19 protein-coding genes are annotated in these 19,618 nt (G+C 67.9%); 7 read left to right on the plus strand and 12 right to left on the minus strand.

Annotated elements, in window-relative coordinates; translation table 11 throughout:
- Window positions 1-220 precede the first annotated feature (220 nt).
- Both C7R54_RS15000 and C7R54_RS15005 read left to right on the plus strand, forming a co-directional pair.
- Window positions 221-586 carry a hypothetical protein gene (locus tag C7R54_RS15000; RefSeq protein ID WP_129151252.1) on the plus strand — a complete coding sequence of 122 codons (366 nt, stop codon included), beginning with the start codon at window positions 221-223 and terminating at the stop codon, window positions 584-586.
- Window positions 587-646: 60 nt separating this feature from the next.
- The gene (locus C7R54_RS15005) at window positions 647-1,567 is read left to right on the plus strand and encodes a hypothetical protein (protein WP_129151253.1); all 921 of its coding nucleotides are present in this window, start codon (window positions 647-649) and stop codon (window positions 1,565-1,567) included.
- Between the two features lie 131 nt (window positions 1,568-1,698).
- Here the strand turns inward: C7R54_RS15005 and C7R54_RS15010 are convergent, their stop codons facing one another.
- Window positions 1,699-2,871, minus strand: coding sequence for a vWA domain-containing protein (locus tag C7R54_RS15010; protein WP_129151254.1), 1,173 nt, complete (start codon window positions 2,869-2,871; stop codon window positions 1,699-1,701).
- Window positions 2,872-2,887: 16 nt separating this feature from the next.
- Entirely contained in the window at window positions 2,888-3,763 is an 876-nt protein-coding gene (locus C7R54_RS15015) for an AAA family ATPase (RefSeq protein WP_129151255.1), read from the minus strand.
- Window positions 3,764-3,934: 171 nt separating this feature from the next.
- Here C7R54_RS15015 and C7R54_RS15020 point away from each other — a divergent pair, with 171 nt between their 5' ends.
- On the plus strand, window positions 3,935-4,291 hold the full coding sequence (locus tag C7R54_RS15020) for a c-type cytochrome (RefSeq protein WP_129151256.1): 357 nt from the start codon (window positions 3,935-3,937) through the stop codon (window positions 4,289-4,291).
- A gap of 12 nt (window positions 4,292-4,303) precedes the next feature.
- Window positions 4,304-4,666 carry a c-type cytochrome gene (locus tag C7R54_RS15025; protein WP_129151257.1) on the plus strand — a complete coding sequence of 121 codons (363 nt, stop codon included), beginning with the start codon at window positions 4,304-4,306 and terminating at the stop codon, window positions 4,664-4,666.
- Between the two features lie 72 nt (window positions 4,667-4,738).
- Here C7R54_RS15025 and C7R54_RS15030 read toward each other — a convergent pair whose 3' ends face one another.
- A complete protein-coding gene (locus C7R54_RS15030) occupies window positions 4,739-5,164 on the minus strand; it encodes a DUF1841 family protein (protein WP_129151258.1) in 426 nt (141 codons plus the stop codon).
- A 161-nt stretch (window positions 5,165-5,325) separates the two neighbouring features.
- On the opposite strand from C7R54_RS15030, the gene icd reads away from it, so the two are divergent.
- A complete protein-coding gene (icd, locus tag C7R54_RS15035; RefSeq protein WP_129151259.1) occupies window positions 5,326-6,582 on the plus strand; it encodes an NADP-dependent isocitrate dehydrogenase in 1,257 nt (418 codons plus the stop codon).
- Between the two features lie 54 nt (window positions 6,583-6,636).
- Here the strand turns inward: icd and C7R54_RS15040 are convergent, their stop codons facing one another.
- Window positions 6,637-7,584: a LysR family transcriptional regulator gene (locus C7R54_RS15040; protein ID WP_129151260.1), complete on the minus strand. Its 948-nt coding sequence runs from the start codon at window positions 7,582-7,584 to the stop codon at window positions 6,637-6,639.
- Window positions 7,585-7,684: 100 nt separating this feature from the next.
- Between C7R54_RS15040 and C7R54_RS15045 the strand changes: the two genes are divergently transcribed.
- Window positions 7,685-8,959 (plus strand): MFS transporter, encoded by a 1,275-nt coding sequence (locus C7R54_RS15045; protein WP_129151261.1) that lies wholly within the window; start codon window positions 7,685-7,687, stop codon window positions 8,957-8,959.
- A 119-nt stretch (window positions 8,960-9,078) separates the two neighbouring features.
- Here C7R54_RS15045 and C7R54_RS15050 read toward each other — a convergent pair whose 3' ends face one another.
- Complete coding sequence (locus tag C7R54_RS15050) at window positions 9,079-9,396, minus strand: helix-turn-helix domain-containing protein (RefSeq protein ID WP_129151262.1); 318 nt, start codon at window positions 9,394-9,396, stop codon at window positions 9,079-9,081.
- A gap of 472 nt (window positions 9,397-9,868) precedes the next feature.
- Here C7R54_RS15050 and C7R54_RS15055 point away from each other — a divergent pair, with 472 nt between their 5' ends.
- Complete coding sequence (locus C7R54_RS15055; RefSeq protein WP_129151263.1) at window positions 9,869-10,423, plus strand: helix-turn-helix domain-containing protein; 555 nt, start codon at window positions 9,869-9,871, stop codon at window positions 10,421-10,423.
- Here the strand turns inward: C7R54_RS15055 and C7R54_RS15060 are convergent.
- The 7 genes from C7R54_RS15060 to kdpB all read right to left on the minus strand — a co-directional run bounded on the left by C7R54_RS15060 (window position 10,390) and on the right by kdpB (window position 19,506).
- Window positions 10,390-11,307, minus strand: a complete 918-nt coding sequence (locus C7R54_RS15060) for a dihydrodipicolinate synthase family protein (RefSeq protein ID WP_240039536.1) — start codon at window positions 11,305-11,307, stop codon at window positions 10,390-10,392. The two genes, C7R54_RS15055 and C7R54_RS15060, sit on opposite strands and share 34 nt — an antisense overlap.
- 11 nt (window positions 11,308-11,318) lie before the next feature.
- Window positions 11,319-11,669, minus strand: coding sequence for a hypothetical protein (locus C7R54_RS15065; RefSeq protein WP_240039537.1), 351 nt, complete (start codon window positions 11,667-11,669; stop codon window positions 11,319-11,321).
- 177 nt (window positions 11,670-11,846) lie between these two features.
- A complete protein-coding gene (locus tag C7R54_RS15070) occupies window positions 11,847-12,734 on the minus strand; it encodes a TorF family putative porin (protein ID WP_129151265.1) in 888 nt (295 codons plus the stop codon).
- 171 nt (window positions 12,735-12,905) lie between these two features.
- Complete coding sequence (gene kdpE, locus C7R54_RS15075; protein WP_129151567.1) at window positions 12,906-13,598, minus strand: two-component system response regulator KdpE; 693 nt, start codon at window positions 13,596-13,598, stop codon at window positions 12,906-12,908.
- 14 nt (window positions 13,599-13,612) lie between these two features.
- Window positions 13,613-16,474: a DUF4118 domain-containing protein gene (locus tag C7R54_RS15080; protein ID WP_129151266.1), complete on the minus strand. Its 2,862-nt coding sequence runs from the start codon at window positions 16,472-16,474 to the stop codon at window positions 13,613-13,615.
- 94 nt (window positions 16,475-16,568) lie between these two features.
- On the minus strand, window positions 16,569-17,168 hold the full coding sequence (kdpC, locus tag C7R54_RS15085) for a potassium-transporting ATPase subunit KdpC (RefSeq protein ID WP_129151568.1): 600 nt from the start codon (window positions 17,166-17,168) through the stop codon (window positions 16,569-16,571).
- 175 nt (window positions 17,169-17,343) lie between these two features.
- Window positions 17,344-19,506, minus strand: a complete 2,163-nt coding sequence (gene kdpB / locus C7R54_RS15090) for a potassium-transporting ATPase subunit KdpB (protein ID WP_129151267.1) — start codon at window positions 19,504-19,506, stop codon at window positions 17,344-17,346.
- Window positions 19,507-19,618 lie beyond the last annotated feature (112 nt).

Below are 19,618 nucleotides of genomic sequence, written 5' to 3' on the forward strand. Positions count from 1 at the left end.
GATAACAGACAGACGCCGCGCCCCGCCGCGCGGCGGGCTCTGCGCCGGCTCAGCGCGCAGGGCAAGGCAGCAGCCCATCGCATCGATACCGCCATCCTCCCGGCCCCATCCAGGGTCGGCGTTCGTTTCATCCGCGGCCGCGTCCGCGACTCCGGGACGGGAGGCTACAAAATGCCGCATGCGGCCGGCGCGCCGGCCATGCTCCATGGAGGAATGCATCATGCTGACCGATCTCGTTTCCCGCGCCCTGTCGCATCTGGCGGGCAGCCAGCTGCCCAATGAGCGGCTCAAGGGAACCTTCCGGTACGCGTATGCCAGTGATGACGGGAAGTACGTCGCCATTCTTGCGCACGACCACACGACGTATGTCGTCGACCTTGCCACGTGCCGCTATTGCGCGGAAGGCGGTGGCGTGCCCTGCGGGTTTTCGGGTCATGTCCTGGAAATGGAGGGCGCGGGCAAGGGCGCGCGATCGCGCCCGGCCTATGCGCGCGTGTTCGACCTGGACATGGATGGGGACGAGATCGATTGGCGACAATGTCCGGAATCATTCGGACGATTTCGTTCCGGCCGGGTATATTGCTAGGTCGGGCCGCGGCGGGTGTGCCGCCGGCGGCTGAATGAACGCCTCCTGGGAATTCGAGAAGTGCTGAAGAAGACGCCGGCGCCGCGCGCCATGACGGGAAAAATCCTCTCCATCCTGCTGGGCTGTGGGCTCGGGCTGAACGCGCTGGCCGCGGATACGGCCGCGCCCGCGGCGGCACTATCGGTATCAGGCCAGCTGGCGCAGGCGACGCAGGCCCAGCCGGCACAGACTCCGCCCGCGCAGACCCCGCCAGCGCAGACCCCGCCCGCGCAGGACAACGCGCCGGCGAAGGAAACGCCGAAGGAGCCGGCCAAGGAGGCCCCCAAACCCGCCGCCAAGGAAACGCCGAAGGAGCCGGCCAAGGAGGCCCCCAAGCCCGCCCCCAAGGAAGCGCCCAAGGAGCCGGCCAAGGAAGCGCCCAAGCCCGCCGCCAAGGAAGCCCCGAAGGAGCCGGCCAAGGAAGCGCCCAAGCCGGCGGCCAAGGAAGCGCCGAAGGAGGCTCCGAAGGACGCAAGCAAGGACGCAAGCAAGGAAGCTCCGAACGCGCCGGGCAAGGAAGGCGACAAGGCGGCTGCCGCCGCGACGCCGGCCGCCGATGCCGGCAAGGACGCCGCGCGCGGCCCCGTGGTCGTCGAGGTCTATCCGCCCGCCAAGGGCGCGCACCAGCCGCAGTTCTCGTTGGGCGATGACAAGGCCCGCCTGGATGGCCGCCAGCTTGGCCTGGCCCTGGGCACCGTGGCCAAGGACAAGGCGCGCGGTCCGATGACGCCGGTCGCGATATTGGTGGATTCCACCATGACGCTGGCCGACGTCGGCGGCATTGCCACCCTGGCTGCCCAGGCCGGCATGAAGCAGGTGCGTTTCTTCGTCTCGGATGGCGAACGCAACATGGTGACCGAAGTGGTGCCGCAGGCTGGCGCTGCCTTTCCGCGCGCGCGCCTGGAGTCCGAAGTCATGGCCGCGCCCAAGGAGCCGGACTGAGCGTAGGCCCGAAAAACAGGCCCGAAAAAGCAGACCCGAAAAGCAGACCCGAAAAGCAGACTCCAAAAGAGTAAGCCGGAAGTAGGGCAGGAAAGTAGACCGGAAAGTCCGCCTGACAAAGACGGACCGGGTTATTTCGACAATGTGCGCATGGCCTGTTCCAGGCCTGCCACCGTCACCGGATACATGCGGTCGTGCATGATGTCGCGCAGCAGCGCGATGGACTGCCGGTAGTTCCAGGACGCGGTCGGCTCCGGGTTGAGCCAGGCGGCCTTGGGCCACGCCTCCAGCAGCCGCTGCATCCAGACGGCCCCGGCTTCCTTGTTCGCGTATTCCACCGAGCCGCCGGGCTGCAGGATCTCGTAGGGGCTCATGGTGGCGTCGCCGACGATGATGAGGCGCCAGTCCGCGTTGTACTTGCGCAGGATGTCCCAGGTATCGAAGCGCTCCGTGCTGCGCCGGCGCGCGCTCTGCCACAGGCTGTCGTAGGGACAGTTGTGGAAGTAGTAGACGTCGAGATTGCGGAATTCGCTGCGCGCCGCCGAGAACAGCTCCTCGACCCGCGTGATGTGGTCGTCCATGCTGCCGCCGACGTCCAGCAGCATCAGCACCTTGACCGTGTTGTGGCGCTCGGGCACCAGGCGCAGGTCCAGGTGCCCGGCATTGCGCGCGGTGCTGGCGATGGTGTCGTCCAGGTCCAGTTCCAGCTCGGCGCCGGCGCGGGCGAAGCGGCGCAGGCGCCGCAACGCCACCTTGAAGTTGCGCGTGCCCAGCTCCAGCCGGTCGTCGTAGTCGCGGAACTGGCGCATGTCCCAGACCTTGACGGCGCTGCGATGGCCGGCCGATTCTCCGCCCACGCGGATGCCTTCGGGGTGATAGCCGCCATTGCCGAACGGCGACGTGCCGCCCGTGCCTATCCAGCGGTTGCCGCCGGCGTGCCGTTCCTTTTGCTCCTCCAGCCGCTGGCGGAACATCTCCATCAGCTTGTCCCAGCCGTGCTTCTCGATGGCGGCCTTTTGCTCGGCCGTCAGGGTGCGCTCGAACTGCTTGATCAGCCAGTCCATGGGGATGTCCTTGCCGGCCGGCAAGGCGGCCTCGATGCCCTTGTAATAGGCGCCGAACGCCTGGTCGTAGCGGTCGTAGAGGGCTTCGTCCTTGACCAGGGCGGTGCGCGCGAGAAAGTAGAAATCGTCCAGCGTGGGCGACATCAGATCGTGACGCAGGGCGTTGAGCAGCGTCAGGTATTCCTGCACCGAGACGGGCAGCTTGTGGGCCCGCAAATGGTAGAAGAAGTCGATCAGCATGGCGCGGGCCGCCCGGTCAGCGCCGCGTGCCGGTGCGCGTCATCGCGGCCAGGCGTTCCAGCAGCTGCATGTCCTGCTCGTTCTTCAACAAGGCGCCTGCCATGATGGGCACCGCCGTGGCGGCATGGGCCTCGATTTCGCCGGCCGGCACGTCCTCGGCCAGCAGCAGCCGCAGCCAGTCCAGCAGTTCGGACGTCGAGGGCTTCTTCTTCAGGCCGGGCGCCTCGCGCAGGGCGAAGAAGGCGTCCAGCGCGGCGCGCAGCACGTCCTGCTTGAGATCGGGATAGTGCACCGCCACGATGTCGCGCATGGTGTCGCGGTCCGGGAAGCGGATGTAGTGGAAGAAACAGCGGCGCAGGAAGGCGTCGGGCAGGTCTTTCTCGTTGTTCGAGGTGATGATGACCAGCGGCCGGTGGCGCGCGCGTATGGTCTGGCGGGTCTCGTAGACATGGAATTCCATGCGGTCGAGCTCGCGCAGCAGGTCATTGGGGAATTCGATGTCGGCCTTGTCGATTTCGTCGATCAGCAACACCACAGGCTGGTCGGCCTCGAAGGCCTGCCAAAGCACGCCTTCGACGATGTAGTTGCGGATATCCCGCACCTTTTCGTCGCCCAGCTGGGAGTCGCGCAGGCGCGAGACCGCGTCGTATTCGTACAGGCCCTGGTGCGCCTTGGTGGTGGACTTGATGTGCCATTGCAGCAGGGGCCGGCCCAGGGCGGCCGCCACTTCCTCGGCCAGCATGGTCTTGCCGGTACCGGGTTCACCCTTGATCAACAGGGGGCGCTGCAGCGTCAACGCGGCGTTGACGGCCAGCTTCAGATCGTCGGTGGCGACGTAGCGTTCGGTGCCGTCGAAGCGGGCGGCGGGAGCATCGGGACGTGCTGCGGACATGAAACGAAAGCCTCCACGGTCAGGGCACGGGGCTGCGCCCATGCGTGGTCTATCGGGCAATTATCGTACAATCGCTGGGATTTTGCGTCCGGCTGGAGGGCTGGCGCGAAGTCTTCGCAGATGTACCAGCAGAAGTTCCAGCAACCAGAATAGCCGAGACAAGAGCCCCCAATGAAGTTGCGAACGAATGTATTGCGTACGGTAGCAGTGATGGCCATGACGGCATCCTGTGCGATTCCGGGCCTGACCCATGCGGCCGATGCCGCGCCTGCCGCCGGCAATGTGCAGGCGGCGCGTGACAAGATTTCGATGTGCATCGGCTGTCACGGCATCCCGGGATACAAGACCGCGTTTCCCGAGCTTTACCACGTGCCCATGATCGCCGGGCAGAATGCCAAGTACATCGAGGCCGCCTTGAACGAATACAAGAGCGGTGCGCGCAGTCATCCCACCATGGATGCCGTCGCGGCCAGCCTGTCCGACCAGGACATCGCCGACCTGGCTGCGTATTACGCCAATCTCAAGTAATCGGGGGCATCCATGAAACGCCATTTCCTCGCTTGCGCGGGTGTCGCGCTGCTCGTTTCCTGCGGCCTTGCGCGCGCCGCCGACCTGGACGCCGGCAAGGCCGTCTTCCAGAAATTCAACTGCGCGTCCTGCCATGGCGCGGACGCCAAGACCGCCGTCGATCCGGCCTATCCGGTGCTGGCGGGCCAGCATGCCGACTACCTGAAGCATGCGCTGACGGCTTACCAGCGTGGCCAGTCCGGCGCCGCCGCGTCCGCCAATATCCGCAAGAATCCGGTGATGGGCGCCTTCGCGGTGCAGCTGTCGCCGGAGGACATCGACAATGTCACGGCCTGGCTGGCCAGCCTGCCGAGCGACCTGGGCGTGCGCAAGTAGGCAAAGGGCTCAAGGCCGAGGGCCAAAGGCCAAGGACGGCCCGGGCTGTCGTTCCAGCGGCTCGGGCTACGGCTACCGGTCCGCCCGCTGGCGGATCAGGTCAATATAGGTATCGCTGTCCAGGGGCTTGCCCAGCCGCTGCGCTTCCCAGACCACCTGGCCCAGGCATTCCATGATTTCATGCGCGGCGTGATGCGCGTCGCTGCGCGCCGTCAGCCGCTGGTAGGCGGCGCGGATGCCGGGCGGATGGTCGATCGAGAGCTGTTCGGCGATCGCCAGGTGCATGGACAGGTGCAGGAAGGGATTCGTGCGCCCCTGCTCGACCGAGTAGTCCTTGGTCATGGCCGCGGGGTCTTCCAGGTCGCCGTGGTATTCGGGATGTTCGACCAGCCAGTCCAGGGCCATCGATTCCAGGGGTGTAAGCACTTCCGAGGCACGGTGCTTGCGCCAGGTTTCGATGAAGAATTCGCGGACTTGGTCGCGGGAAGGATTGAACATTCGGGGAATAGGAAACGGAAACGCGAGCGTGTTGTGCGGAGCGCCGTTGTGCGCTGCGTCATGGCATTTTACTCCCGCCGCAGGGGGAGATCGGTCCGGCGGCCCGATAGGGCGAGATAGAATGGGCTTTGCTTCGACCGTAACCGCAGAGAGCCGTTGTCATGAGCTACCAGCATATCGTTGTCCCTTCCGCGGGCCAGAAGATCGCCGCGAACGCCGACCACACCCTCAACGTCCCGGACCAACCCATCATTCCCTTCATCGAAGGCGATGGCGCTGGCGTGGACATCACGCCTGTCATGATCAAGGTCGTCGACGCGGCGGTCAGCAAGGCCTATGGCGGCAAGCGGCGCATCCACTGGATGGAAATCTACGCGGGCGAGAAGGCGCGCAAGCTGTATGGTGACGACACCTGGCTGCCGCAGGAGACGCTGGCCGCCATCAAGGAGTACCGGGTCGCCATAAAGGGACCCCTGACCACGCCCATCGGCGGCGGCTACCGGTCGTTGAACGTCACCCTGCGCCAGGAACTGGATCTCTATGTCTGTCTGCGGCCGGTGCGCTACTTCAAGGGCGTGCCGTCGCCCCTGCGCGAACCGGAAAAGACCGACATGGTGTTGTTCCGCGAGAATTCGGAAGACATCTATGCCGGCATCGAGTATCCCGCCGAATCCAGCCAGGCGCGCGCGCTGATCGATTTCCTGCGCACCGAACTGGGCGCCACGTCGATCCGCTTCCCCGAAACCTCCGCCATCGGCATCAAGCCGGTATCGCGCGAGGGTACGGAGCGCCTGGTGCGCAAGGCGGTGCAGTACGCCATCGACCACGATCGCGCGTCGGTGACCCTGGTGCACAAGGGCAACATCATGAAGTTCACGGAAGGCGGTTTCCGCGACTGGGGCTACGACCTGGTGCGCAGGGAATTCGCCGGCGAGCAGATCGACGGCGGCCCGTGGTGCAAGGTCCGCAATCCGCGCACCGGTCGTGACATCGTCGTCAAGGACGCCATTGCCGACGCATTCATGCAGACCATACTGTTGCGCCCGGGCGAGTGCGACGTCATCGCTTCGACCAACCTCAACGGCGACTACCTGTCGGACGCCCTGGCAGCCCAGGTGGGCGGCGTGGGCATCGCCCCGGGGGCCAATATGTCGGAGTCGGTGGCCGTGTTCGAAGCGACCCATGGCACCGCGCCCAAGTATGCGGGCAAGGATTATGTGAATCCGGGGTCGGAAATCCTCTCGGCCGAGATGATGTTGCGCCACATGGGCTGGACCGACGCCGCGGATCGCATCATCGCCAGCATGGAGAAGGCCATCCTCTCCAAGCACGTAACCTACGACTTCGCCCGCCTGCTGCCTGGCGCGGCGCAGGTGTCCTGCTCGGGGTTCGGGCAGGTGATGATAGGCCTGATGTAGGCGTGATCGTAGGCCTGATGTAGGCTTGATGTAGGCCGGGGCGCCCGCCGGCGCTCAGTCCGGCGCTGGCACGAGGAGCTCGCCGTCCATGACCGGCGGCATGGTGCGCCGGATGATTTCCAGGAAGCGCCGCAAGCGCGCCGGGTAATAACGCGCGTAAGGGTGCATCAGGTAAATGGGCAAGGGCGCGGCATGCCAGTCCGGGATCAACCGGCACAACCTGCCGGCCTGGATGTCCTCCGTCGTCATCCAGGCGGATTCGACGGTCGCCCCTATGCCGCGCAGGGCGGCGTTGTGCAGGGCATACAGATTGTCCGTCAGCATGCGCGGCCGGATCGGCAGGCGGTACTCCTCCCGGTCGGCCACGTGCCGCAGCGTAATCTCATCGCGATAGAAGGTGCGCAGGGCTATCCAGGGCAGGCCGGCCAGGTCGGCCGGGTGCCGCGCGTGGGGCACGGTCGCCGCCAGCGCGGGCGTGCCCACCACGATGCGCGGGATTTCCGACACCCGCACCGCCACCTGGTCGACGTCGTCCAGCTCGCCCACGTGCAAGGCGCAATCGATGCCTTCCGCGAGGAAGTCCGGCCGCCGGTCCTGCAGCAGCCATTCCACGGAGACCTTGGGATAGCGGACGAGGTAGTCGGCCAGCAAGGGCATCAGGTGGCGCTGGCCGAAGGCGTGCGGCACCAGCACCCGCAGTCTTCCTTCGGGTTCGTCGGCCACGCCGCGCAGGTCTTCCTCCATCGCCTGCCAATTGTCCAGCAGGTCGCGGGCGCGCGCATAGCAGCGTTCCCCGTCCTCGGTGAGCTTCATGGCATGGGTGGTGCGCTGCAGCAGCTTCAGGCCGAGGAAGCGTTCCAGGGCCTGCAAGCGCCGGCTGATGGTCGGTTGCGTCGTTCCCAGGCGTTCGGCGGCGGCCGACAGGCTGCCGCTATCGACGATGCGGATAAAGGTCTGCATCAGCTCGATGCGGTCGACGCCGGAGGTTTGGGCTTCTGTCATGCGCGTAGCGTATAGGGCTTCTGCAATACGCGCTACTACCCACGTTGGTCATTCGTGCGGAGAATGCCATCCGTCGATCACCCAATCCGGAATTTCCATCATGTCCTCCCTACCCATGTCTCAGTCCACGCCCTCCGGCGAAGCTGTCCTTCCACTGGCTTCCGGCGGCGCCGACGCAGCGGCGGCGCCCGTCGCCGCCCCCCAGGAAAACCTGTCCGGCGGGCTGGTCCTGCTGCTGGCCGTGGGCACCGGCGTCAGCGTGGCGTCGCTCTACTACAGCCAGCCCATGCTGGGCGTGCTCGGCGGCGCCATCCATGCCGGCGAACGCGAAGTGGGCATGGTTCCCACGCTGACCCAGTTGGGGTATGCGCTGGGCCTGCTGCTGCTGGCGCCCCTGGGCGACCGCTACGACCGCCGCAAGATCATCCTGCTCAAGGGCGGCCTGCTGGCGCTGGCGCTGCTGGCGGCGGGCCTGGCGCCTTCCCTGGGTTTCCTGCTGGCTGCCAGCCTGGCGGTCGGGCTGACGGCGACCATGGCGCAGGACCTCGTGCCCGCCGCCGCGACCTTGGCGCCCGCCGCTTATCGGGGGAGGGTGGTCGGCACGGTCATGACTGGCCTGCTGTTGGGGATATTGCTGTCGCGCGTGGTCAGCGGCTTCGTGGCCGAGCAGTTCGGCTGGCGTGCCATGTACGTCGGCGCGGCCGTGGGCATGGCCGCGATCGGCGCGGCCCTGTGGCGAGACTTGCCGCGTTTCGCGCCGTCTACCTCGCTGTCCTATGGCGCGCTGATGGGGTCCCTGTTCGGTCTCTGGCGCCGCCACCCGGCCTTGCGCCGGGCCGCCGTGGCTCAGGGCCTGCTGTCCCTGGGGTTCAGCGCCTTCTGGTCGACGCTGGCGGTCATGTTGCACGAGGCGCCTTTCCACCTGGGCAGCGCGGCGGCAGGCGCTTTCGGCCTGGCGGGCGCCGCCGGGGCCCTGGCCGCGCCCTTGGCGGGCCGGGTCGCCGACCGCAGCGGCCCGGAACGCGTGACGCGCCTGGCCGCGGGCCTGGCCGCGCTGTCCTTCCTGGCCATGGCCGGCCTGCCCCTGCTGCCGGATACGCATGGCAAGGTGATGCTTATCGTGGCCAGCGCGATCGGGTTCGATTTCGGCATCCAGGCAGCCCTGGTGGCGCACCAGACCATCGTCTACGGTATCGACCCGGGCGCCCGCAGCCGCCTGAACGCGCTGCTGTTCACCAGTGTGTTCGTGGGCATGTCGGTGGGCGCGGCGCTGGGTAGCCTGGCGCTGGCGCAGTGGGGCTGGATGGGCGTGGTGGGCCTGACCACCCTGTCGGCGGTGGCATCCCTGCTGGTCCGACTGGCGCCCCGCCGCTGATCAGCGCGCGGCGCGGGAAGGCTCAGGCGTAACGGCGGCCCGTGGGTCGCCGTTACGTTTTTTCATGACAAAAAAGAAAGGCGCCCTGTCGGGCGCCGGCGGCAGGGACGGTTTCGCGTTCAAGCCGGTTCGTCGTTCTTGCGGCTCTGCAACTGCTTCAGCAGCATCAGCGCCTCCAGCTTCAGGCCTGGCGGCAGGGAGTGATAGACCATCAGCAATTCGGCCAGGCCGTCGTCCCGGGTGTAGAACCAGGGGGCGGGAATATCCAGGGCCAAGGCCAGCCGCTCGATAAGGAAAAATCCCGGCGTGTGCTTGCCGCGCTCGTACTGGTTCATGCGCGAGCTGGCCGACATCTCGTCCAGCCCGGCCAGTACGCCTAGCCGCTCCTGGGAAATGCCTGCGCGTAACCGCGCTTCCTTCAGCCTCGTTGTCAGCATATGGGCGCCTCCCGTGAGGGATGGGATACAAAGCACAGGATGGTCGTAGATTTCCTTAGACCGCTTCCTAAGATTTTCGTAGTGCCAGAAGCGTCAACTTTTGAAAGAATGTGTCCCTGCGCGACATTGTCGACAAATTCAGCCAACATAGTGTGGACTATCGGGGCTGTCACGGCGTCGCGCTTATTTTGAACCCGCCGTGGCAGCTGTCTATATGGGGAATACCTTTAGGCCATGGAGTGCTAATTCGCTATATAGCTGAGCAAATTGGCGCTTTTTTGACCGATCCCGCCAGGTTACGGAATCCTACAATTCCAGTGTCCGCAGTCTGGGGGACTTAGGTGGCGAGGGGACGCAAATCCCGGCGGTTTGCGAATAAGAGGTGTGCAGGGGGCCAGCCGGCCTGTCTGCGCACCGGCCTCCATTATGTGAACGTAAGCGGGCCCGCCGGGCCCGGAGTTGAGTGGTGCACGTGATCCCTTCTACTACCCGTGAACTGCAGGCGACGCTACAGCAACTGGATGCCGATCTGCGCAAGTTGACCTCGACAGTCCATGCCTTGTTGAATTGCCTGCCAGGGGTGCCTGCCGATAGCGCTGTCACCCCGCTGCCCGTGCTGCGCCAGGCCCCCATACGCGCCCTGGCCGCCACCGCGGATGACACAACGGCAATATCCATGACGATGCCCACGGTGGTCGCGGACCAGGCGGGCGAGCAGTGGCGCTTGCGCGACGGCGGCTGGACGCTGGTGTCGCCCCGCGGCCAACGCCTGGTGCTGACCACGCTGGAGCGCAAGTTCATGCTGGCGCTGTTCGGGGCGCCCAGCCGCAGCCTGGCGCGAGCCGAACTCAGCGCGCTGGCGCCGTCGACCGGCGAAAGCGGCGAGCATCCGGCGTCGTCGCCGCGCGGCGTGGATGTGATGGTCAGCCGGCTGCGACGCAAGGCGCAGGCCATGGGCATGCCGCTGCCGCTGCGTTCGGTGCGGCGCTGGGGCTATATGTTCACGGAAGCCGCGCTGGTCGATTGAAGGGCGGCGGCGGCGGGCGCCGCCGGCAGTCTTTCCAGCAGGCGCCGCAGCCTGCCCTCCAGGGCCCGGCTGGCCGGCATCAATGGCGGTCGCAGTTCGTCCTGGATCAGGCCCGCCATGGCCAGGGCCTTCTTCACCGGCGCGGGATTCGGTTCCGAAAACAGCAGGCGGATCAGAGGCTTGAGCTGGTCTTGCAGGGCTCGCGCCTCGCTTGCCCGGCCTGCGTGCGCCAATTGCATCATGGCAATGAACAGATCGGGCCGCACATGCGCGGATGCCGCGATGGCGCACTGCCCGCCGGCCAGGGAAAAATCGCACAAGGCCGCATCCTCGCCGCATACCGCCGGCACCTGACCCCGTCGCAGGATGACCATCAGGCGGGTGGCATCGCATTCCTTCACCCCGACGATGGGTTGCGTGGCGGCCAGCGTCTCCATGCTTTCCACGGTCAGCGCGCTACCGGTGCGCCTGGGCACGTTGTAAAGCATGATGGGGCGTTCCGTGGCCCAGGCCAGCTGGCGATAGTGCCATCGCATGCCGGCCTGCGCCGGGCACAGGTAGTAGGGGGGCGGGACCAGATAGGCCACCGGTTCCAGCCGGTTCAGCCGCCGCATCGCGGCTGCCACGCCGGTCGTATCGACGCCGCCCAGGCCCAGCATGAAGGGCAGTGCGCCGGCCTCGGCGTCGGCGCGCAGGGCGGCCACCATGTCGCAGCGCTCGGCCAGGGTCAGCAGATTGCCTTCGCCGGTGGACCCGAACAGCACCAGGCCGGCAACCCCCGCGCGCCGGTAGTGGCGCGCCAGGCGCACGGCGGCTTCTTCGTCCACGCGTCCCTGGCGCAGGGGCGTCACCATGGGCAGCCAGAGGCCGGATAGCGGCGGCATGCGGGCGCCCATCAGTGCAGCACCTGCAGGTCGACGGCGTCCGGCGCGCGGGCGATGGCGCCGAATTCCGCTTCCGGGAGGCCGGCCATGACGGCATCCATCAGCGCCGCCAGCGCGCCGCGGCGGACCCGCAATTGCAGCGTCGTGACCGCGCGGCGTGTATCCACGGCAAGCGTGTAGACGTCGATGCGGTCCCCCAGCGCGCGATGCACCGCGCGGCGCACGGCCTGCGTGTCGAGCCCCGGCACGCGCAGGGTCAGGCAGACGCGCGCGCCCTTGTCTTGCGGCAGGGAGGACGCCAGGGCGCGGCGGCCGTGCGCGGCGGGATGGCGGGCGGCGACGAAGTCGGAGATCAAGGGCATGTCGGGGAGGGGCGCCACGCCATGACGGGCGAGGGAGGCCGGTGGTTGAAGACGATTCCACTGTAGGACGGCGCGGATAAACGCCTGCGAAAAAAGCGGCGTTTCCCGGTAAAAATGCCGTAAAACCCCGGCCGCAAAAAAACTCGTCAGCGTTCGCGGTCGTCCGGGCAGGACCTTTCAGAAGGTCCTGGTCAACGAGGCCAGCACCGTGCCGCGTCCCATGTCGCGGCCCTGGCGATTGGTGTAGACGGCGCGGTCGGCATTGGTGTCGATGTAGGCGACGGCGACGCTGAAGCCCTGGCCCAGGTCTTTCGTCAGGCCCAGCTTCCAATCGTAGTAGGAGCCGTCGTCGACGTTGCGCAGGTATTGGTAGCCCACATGGGCATTGACCGTCAGGCCCCAGATCCCGGTATCGAAATTGCCGTTCAACTCCACGTACTGGCTGCCCTTGGAGCGGGCGAAACCGAAGAGATTGGATAGCGAATAGGAATATTTCAAGGCCACCGGGCCATAGCCGACGCTGCCATAGGCTTCGGTCGTGTCCGGGCTGGTATAGCCCGACGGATAGTCGCCAGGGTAGTAGTACTTGAGCACGCCGAAGTCGAAAGGCGCGTCCGTCGTGAAGTTGCCCCGATAGCCGCCGTAGAAGTCCATTTCCACCGGCGCCGATACGTCGCTGTTGCTGTCCGACAGCCAGCTGATGGTGGAGTTCCAGTTGCCGACATAGAAGCCGCTGCGATGGGAAAAATCGAAACCGCCCTGGATGGCCGGCTTGTTGTCGCTCTGCATGAGACCGCGGTAGCGATACTGCGAGGCCAGCGTCATATTGGCGCTGAGCGTGTAGTCGGGCGTGGCGGCGGCGCTGGCCACGTCGCTCGCCGCGCCGCTCGCGGGGGCGTCGTCCGCGCGGCTGGCGGCGGGGGCGGCGCAGGCGAACGCTGCGGCCAGGGCCAGGGCCAGGACGCCGGTCCGGCGCGCCGTGGCCGGCGCACGGGATGCGTGGCGGGAAGCCGGCGCCGGCGATCCATGGGTGTTGCGGCCGGTTTGCGTGAGCGTGAACTGCATGGTGTTTCTCTCCTGTATGGCGCCTCGCGCGAGGCTGCGCAACGATAGGAGGAAACGTCTAAAGGCCGACTCAAAAGTCAGGCCGCACGTATCAATAACGCATAAAAGGAAGGCCCGGCATCAGCGGCGCGACGGCGTACATGCCGCAGCGTGGACGGCGCGCGGCGTGCCTTATCCGGCGAAGCGATATCCCACGCCCACTTCCGTAAGGAGATAGACGGGCTGGGCGGGATCGGCTTCCAGCTTCTGCCGCAGGTGTCCCATGTAGATGCGCAGGTAATGGCTGCTTTCCACATGGGACGGTCCCCAGACCTCGCGCAGCAATTCGCGGTGCGTCATGACCTTGCCGCGATGCGCCAGCAGGACGGCGAGCAGACGGTATTCCATCGCGGTCAGGTGCACGTGCGCGCCGGCGCGCGTGACGACGCGCCGCGAGAAGTCCACCGACACGTCGCCGAAGGCGATTTCGGCGGCATTGCCCGCGCCGCCGCGGCCATGGCGGCGCAACAGGACGCGCAGGCGCGCCAGCAACTCGCCGACGCCGAAGGGCTTGGCCAGGTAGTCGTCCGCGCCGGCGTCCAGCGCCGCGATCTTGTCGGCCTCGGCGGTGCGCGCGGACAGCACCAGCACCGGCACTTCGGTCCAGCCGCGCAGTTCGGTGATCAGGTCCATGCCGTCGCCGTCCGGCAGTCCCAGGTCCAGCACGACGGCGTCGGGCTGCCGCGTGCCGGCCTCGATCAGGCCGCGCTTGACGGTCTGCGCCTCGAACACCTGGCAGCCTTCGCCTTCCAGCGCATCGCGGACGAAGCGGCGGATGTGGGGATCGTCCTCGATCAGCAAAATGGTGGGTTGGAAATCGAACATGGCGGCAGGGAGGGTCATGAGGCGCCGGCGGCGCTTTCCGGCGCTTGGGGTATGGCCGGAGCGCCGGGTTTCCCAGGCGTTCCGGGTTTCGGTGGCATTCCGGGTTTCCCAGGCATTTCGGGCGTCTCCGGGTCGAGGCTCGGCGCGGGGCGCAGCGGCAAGGTGATGATAAAGCGCGCGCCGCCCAGTGGCGGCGCGCCGCGCTCGACCCAGATGCGGCCTTCGTGCGCGCTCATGATCGCCTGGCAGACCGCCAGGCCCAGGCCTACGCCCGGCGTGGCCGACTCGCGTTCGCCACGGACGAATTTCTGGAAGATGGCTTGCTCCCTGCCAGGCGCTACGCCCGGGCCGTCATCCGCCACGGCGATGCGCATCTCCTGGTCGCCGGCGTCGGCTTCCACGCGCACCTGGCTGCCGGGCGGCGTGTACTTGGCGGCGTTCTCCAGCAGGTTGCAGAGGACACGCTGGATCAGCACGCCATCGCACTCCACCAGCGGCAGGGCCGACAGCGGCGCCACGGAGACCCGGTGCGCGCGCAAGGGCTCGCGCGTCTCGGCCAGCGCCGCGCCGACCAGTTCTTCCACCGACTGCCACTCCTTGCGCAAGGTGACCTCGCGGTTCTGCAGGCGCGCCATGTCCAGCAGGTTCACCACCAGCGCATGCATGCGGTAAGCCTGCTGCCGCATGGCGGCGGCGATGTCGCGCTGGGCCGGCGGCAGCGGCGGCGTGGCCGCCAGCAGGTTGTCGCTCATGCCGACCAGGCTGGTCAGGGGGGTGCGCAAATCATGCGACACGGCCGCCAGCAGGGAATTGCGCAACTGTTCCGATGTCATGTCGACCAAGGCCTTCTGCGCCACCTCCACATAGTGCAGGCGCTCGATGGCGATGGCGATGACATTGGCGTATGTCTCCAGCTGGCGGCGCGCGTCGGTGGCGGCGAAGGCCGCGCCGCCGGGCGGCTGGATCACCAGCACGCCGCGCGTGCGCATGGGCGCTTTCAGCGGCAGGTAGAACAAGGGGCTGGCGGCCAGCGTGGCGGTACCCGCGCCGGCGGGTTGCGCGTGGTCGAATACCCACTGGCCCAGGGCCGGCTCCAGGTTCAGCGGCGTGTCGGCATTGGCCAGCCGCAGGCGGTCGTGTTCGTCCAGCACCAGCAAGGCGCAGGGCGTGCCGAAGGCGGCATCGATGAAGGAAACGGCCGACGCGACGATTTGCTCCGGCATCAGGGCCGAGGACAGTTCGCGCGCGAATTCATAGAGACCATGGACCACGCTTTCGCGGCGCGCCGACAGGCGGGCCTGCAAACGCAGGCCCGCGGTCAATTGCCCGACCAGCAGCCCGACCGTCAGCAGCACCAGGAAGGTCAGCAGGTATTGCACGTCCGATACCGCGAAAGATTCGAACGGCTGCACGAAGAAGTAGTCGAACGCCATCACGCTGATGATCGACGCCGTGGCGGCTGGCCCACGGCCATGGCGCAGCGCCACCGCCATGACAGCCAGCAGATAGAACATGACGATATTGGTCTGGTGCAGCGCCGGAAAGGCGGCCAGCGATACCAGCGTGGCGATGGCGCAATAGCACACCGACCAGGCATAGGGCACGAATGCCGTCGGCCCACGACCGTCGGACGGCACGGGACGGCCTGCGCCCGGCGCGGGCCGGGGCAGCGGACCGTGCACCGGTGCGGCCAGGCGGATCACGTCGAGCTCCGGGCAGCCGGCGGCCAGGCGGTCGGCAAAGCGTTCGCGGCGCCAGGGGCCGGCGCTGGACAGCGCGGCGGTGAGCCAGCCGGCGGGTCCGGCCAGCAGCCCGCGGCCGGCCTCGGCCCGTCCCACCACCGCCTTGGTGATGTTGTGGCGCCGCACATAGGCGGCGATCGCTTCCACCATGTCGGTCCCGGCCAGGGTTTCGACATGGGCGCCCAGGCTCTGGGCCAGCGCCAGTGCGGCTTGCAGGGCGCTTTCGCGCGGCGCCGGCAGCGGCGCGGCGCGCGGCACCTGCACGGTGACGACATGCAGCTCGCCGCCGAGCTGTTGCGCCAGGCGATGCGCACCGCGCACCACCGGCTCGGCGCCGTCGCCCGCGGCCAGGCAGGCCACCACGGCTTCGCGCGTGCGCCAGACGGTGGTGATGGCGCTGTCGCGCCGGTAGGCCTGCACGTCGTTGTCGACCCGGTCGGCGGTGCGGCGCAGCGCCAGTTCGCGCAGGGCGATCAGGTTGCCCTTGCGAAAGAAGTTGCGGGCCGCATGGCGCGCCTGGTCGGGCAGGTAGACCTTGCCTTCGCGCAGGCGGCGCAGCAGCTCGTCGGGAGGCAGGTCGACCAGCATCACTTCGTCGGCGGCGTCGAACACCGCGTCGGGTACGGTCTCCCATACGCGCACGCCGGTGATGCTGCCGACCGCCTCGTTCAGGCTTTCCAGGTGCTGGGCATTGAGCGTGGTCCAGACATCGATGCCGGCCGCCAGCAACTCATCCACGTCCTGCCAGCGCTTGGCGTGGCGCGAGCCGGGCGCGTTGCTGTGCGCCAGTTCGTCGACCAGGACCAGCGCGGGCCGGCGGCGCAGGGCGCCGTCGAGGTCGAATTCATGCAGGGTATGGCCGCGGTGCGCCCGTTCGGCACGCGGCAGCACGTCCAGGTCCCGCAGGAGGGCCGCCGTATCGTCGCGTCCGTGGGTCTCGATGACACCGGCCAGCACCTGCGCGCCTTGCGCATGCAGGGCGCGGGCGGCCGTGAGCATGGCGTAGGTCTTGCCGACGCCGGCCGAGGCGCCGAAATAGACCCGCAGCCGGCCGCGCCCGGCGCGTTTGTCGGCGGCATCGATATCGCGCAGGAGCGCGTCCGGATCGGGGCGGGCGCGAGGGGAGGCGGGCATGGGTCGGGGTCTATCCTTGCGATGGGCCTGGCTGCCGGGGGCGTGCGTCGGCGCTGCCGGGCCAGCCGCCACTATACGCGGGCGCGCTGGCCTATCACCGGTCCGTCTTCACGCCGTCCAGGTCCAGGTTCAAGGCCAGCACATTGACGCCTGGTTCGCCCAGCAGGCCCAGCCACGGCTTGCGGGTATGGGCGGCGATGCGCTGTTCCACGTCGGCCAGCGGCAGGCCGCGCTCCCGCGCCACGCGGGCAGCCTGGTAGCGGGCCGCGGCGACGCTGATGTCCGGGTCCAGGCCGCTGCCCGAGGCCGCGACAAGGTCGACGGGTATGGGCGCGGTGTTGCCGGGATCGGCGGCATGCAGGGCGGCGACGCGCGCCTGCACGGCGTCGGCCAGCGCCGGGTTGCGCGGACCCAGGTTGGAGCCGCCGGATGAGGCGGCGTTGTAAGGCATGGGCGCGGTGGCTGACGGCCGGCCCCAGAAGTAGCGGGGCGACGAGAAGGGCTGGCCGATCAGGTCCGAGCCTATCGCCTTGCCATTGGCCGTCAGTATCGATCCGTGCGCCTGGTAGGGAAACAGCGCCTGGGCCGCCCCCGTGGTCGCATAGGGATAGATGAGGCCGGTGATGACGCTCAGCGCCAGGAAGACGGCGAGCGCCGGGCGCAGCATGCCTTGCTGGATGGGCGCCTCGCCCATGGCCGGCGCGTCGCCGCCGCCATGCTTGGCGTTCTGCTTGGGGTTTTGGTGGAGGTTTTGCTTGATCTCGGTCGTTTTCATGATCAGGTCCAATTCGATGAAGTGCCGGCGCCTGCCGGGACCACCGCGACCATCGCGGGCCCGGCCGCGCGCGGAGCGCGGCGCCTGGTTCGGCTCAGGTCCAGCCCAGGGCGGCCAGGGCCATGTCGATCGCCTTGATGCCGGCAAACGGCAGCAGCAGCCCGCCCAGCCCGTAGACCAGCAGGTTGCGCCGCAGCAGGATGGCCGCACCCAGCGGGCGATAGCGCACGCCCTTGAGCGCCAACGGGATCAGCACCACGATGATCAGGGCGTTGAAGATGACCGCCGACATGATGGCGGACGCCGGCGTGGCCAGGCCCATGACGTTGAGCACGCCCAGTTGCGGATAGACGCTGGAGAAGGCGGCGGGGATGATGGCGAAGTATTTCGCCACGTCGTTGGCCACGCTGAACGTGGTCAGCGCGCCGCGCGTCATCAACATCTGCTTGCCGATCTCGACGATCTCGATCAGCTTGGTGGGATTGGAATCCAGGTCCACCATGTTGCCGGCCTCCTTCGCGGCCTGCGTGCCGGAATTCATCGCCACGGCCACGTCGGCCTGCGCCAGCGCGGGCGCATCGTTGGTGCCGTCGCCGGTCATCGCCACCAGGCGGCCTTCGCCCTGGTAGGCGCGGATCAGCTTGAGCTTGGCTTCGGGCGTGGCCTCGGCCAGGTAGTCGTCGACGCCGGCCTCGGCGGCGATGGCGGCCGCGGTCAGCTTGTTGTCGCCGGTGATCATCACCGTCTTGATGCCCATGCGGCGCAATTCGCCGAAGCGCTCCTTGATGGCCGGCTTGACGATGTCCTTGAGTTCCACCACGCCCAGCACCCGGTCGCCATCGGCCACCGCCAGCGGCGTGCTGCCGCGCCGCGCCACGTCGTCGGCGGCGCGGGTCACGGCTCCGTCCATGGCCGCGCCCCGTTCGGCCAGCCAGCGGCGCACGGCGTCCACCGCGCCCTTGCGGACCTGGCGGCCGCGGATATCGATGCCGCTCATGCGGGTCTGCGCCGTGAAAGGAACGACCTCGGCGTCCGCCATGCCGGCCAGCGCGGGCGCCGGCGCATGCAGGGCCTTGTCGGCCAGCGCCACGATGCTGCGCCCTTCGGGCGTCTCGTCGGCCAGCGAGGCCAGGCGGGCCGCGTCGGCCAGCTCGCGGGGCGATACGCCGGGCGCCGGCATGAAGGCCGAGGCCTGGCGATTGCCGAAGGTGATGGTGCCGGTCTTGTCGAGCAGCAGCACGTCGACGTCGCCGGCCGCCTCCACCGCGCGGCCCGACATCGCCATGACGTTGGCTTGCATCATGCGGCTCATGCCCGCCACGCCGATGGCCGACAGCAGGCCGCCTATGGTGGTCGGAATCAGGCACACCAGCAGGGCCACCAGCGCCGTCACGCTGACCACCATGCCGGCCTTGTTGACCATGACCGCATATTGGGAGAAGGGCAGCAGGGTGACGGTGACCAGCAGGAAAACCACCGTCAGGCCCACCAGCAGGATGGTCAGGGCCAGTTCGTTGGGCGTCTTCTGGCGCTTGGCGCCTTCGACCATGGAGATCATGCGGTCGAGGAAACTCTCGCCGGGATTGGCGGCGATGCGCACGAACAGCCAGTCCGACAGCACGTGCGTCCCACCGGTGACCGAGGAGAAGTCGCCGCCCGCCTCGCGGATCACCGGCGCCGATTCGCCGGTAATGGCGCTTTCGTCGACCGACGCCACGCCGGCCAGCACCAGGCCGTCGCCGGGAATGGTGTCGCCGGCCTCCACCAGCACCACGTCGTCCTTGCGCAGGTCGCCGGAGGCGCGGGCGATGGCGCGGCCGCGCCAGCCACCCGGCTGGGCGTGGGGAACGTCGGTCGGCTTGAAGTCGCGCAGCAGATGCGCCGTCAGCGTGCTGCGCAGCCCCCGCAGCGTGGCCGCCTGCTGCTTGCCGCGCCCTTCGGCCAGGGCTTCGGCGAAGTTGGCGAACAGCACCGTGAACCACAGCCACAGCGCCACGGCCAGGATGAAGCCGGCGGGCGCCTCGGCCTGGCCGCGCAGCGCCATCGCCCACAACAGGGTGGTAAGAATGCTGCCGACGTAGACCACGAACATGACGGGGTTCTTGATCTGCGTCGCGGGAGCCAGCTTGCGCAGACTTTCGACGATCGCCGGCAGCAGCAGCGCGCCGGAAAAGAAGTTGAAGCGCCGCCGGGGCGGCAGGCCGCCGTCCTGGACTGTCGTGATGCCGGCGGCGGTGTCGTTTCGAATAAGGGCCATGATGGTTGCAGCCTTGTGTTTCAGCCTTGGGATTCGGCTTTGGGTTCGGCCTACGGTTGCGGTCTTCGGTTTCGGCTTGGGGCCAGGCTTGGGGCAGGCCTGGGGTCGGGCC

The organism is Achromobacter aloeverae, from assembly GCF_004121055.1.
GTDB classification, from domain to species: Bacteria; Pseudomonadota; Gammaproteobacteria; order Burkholderiales; family Burkholderiaceae_B; genus Bordetella_C; species Bordetella_C aloeverae.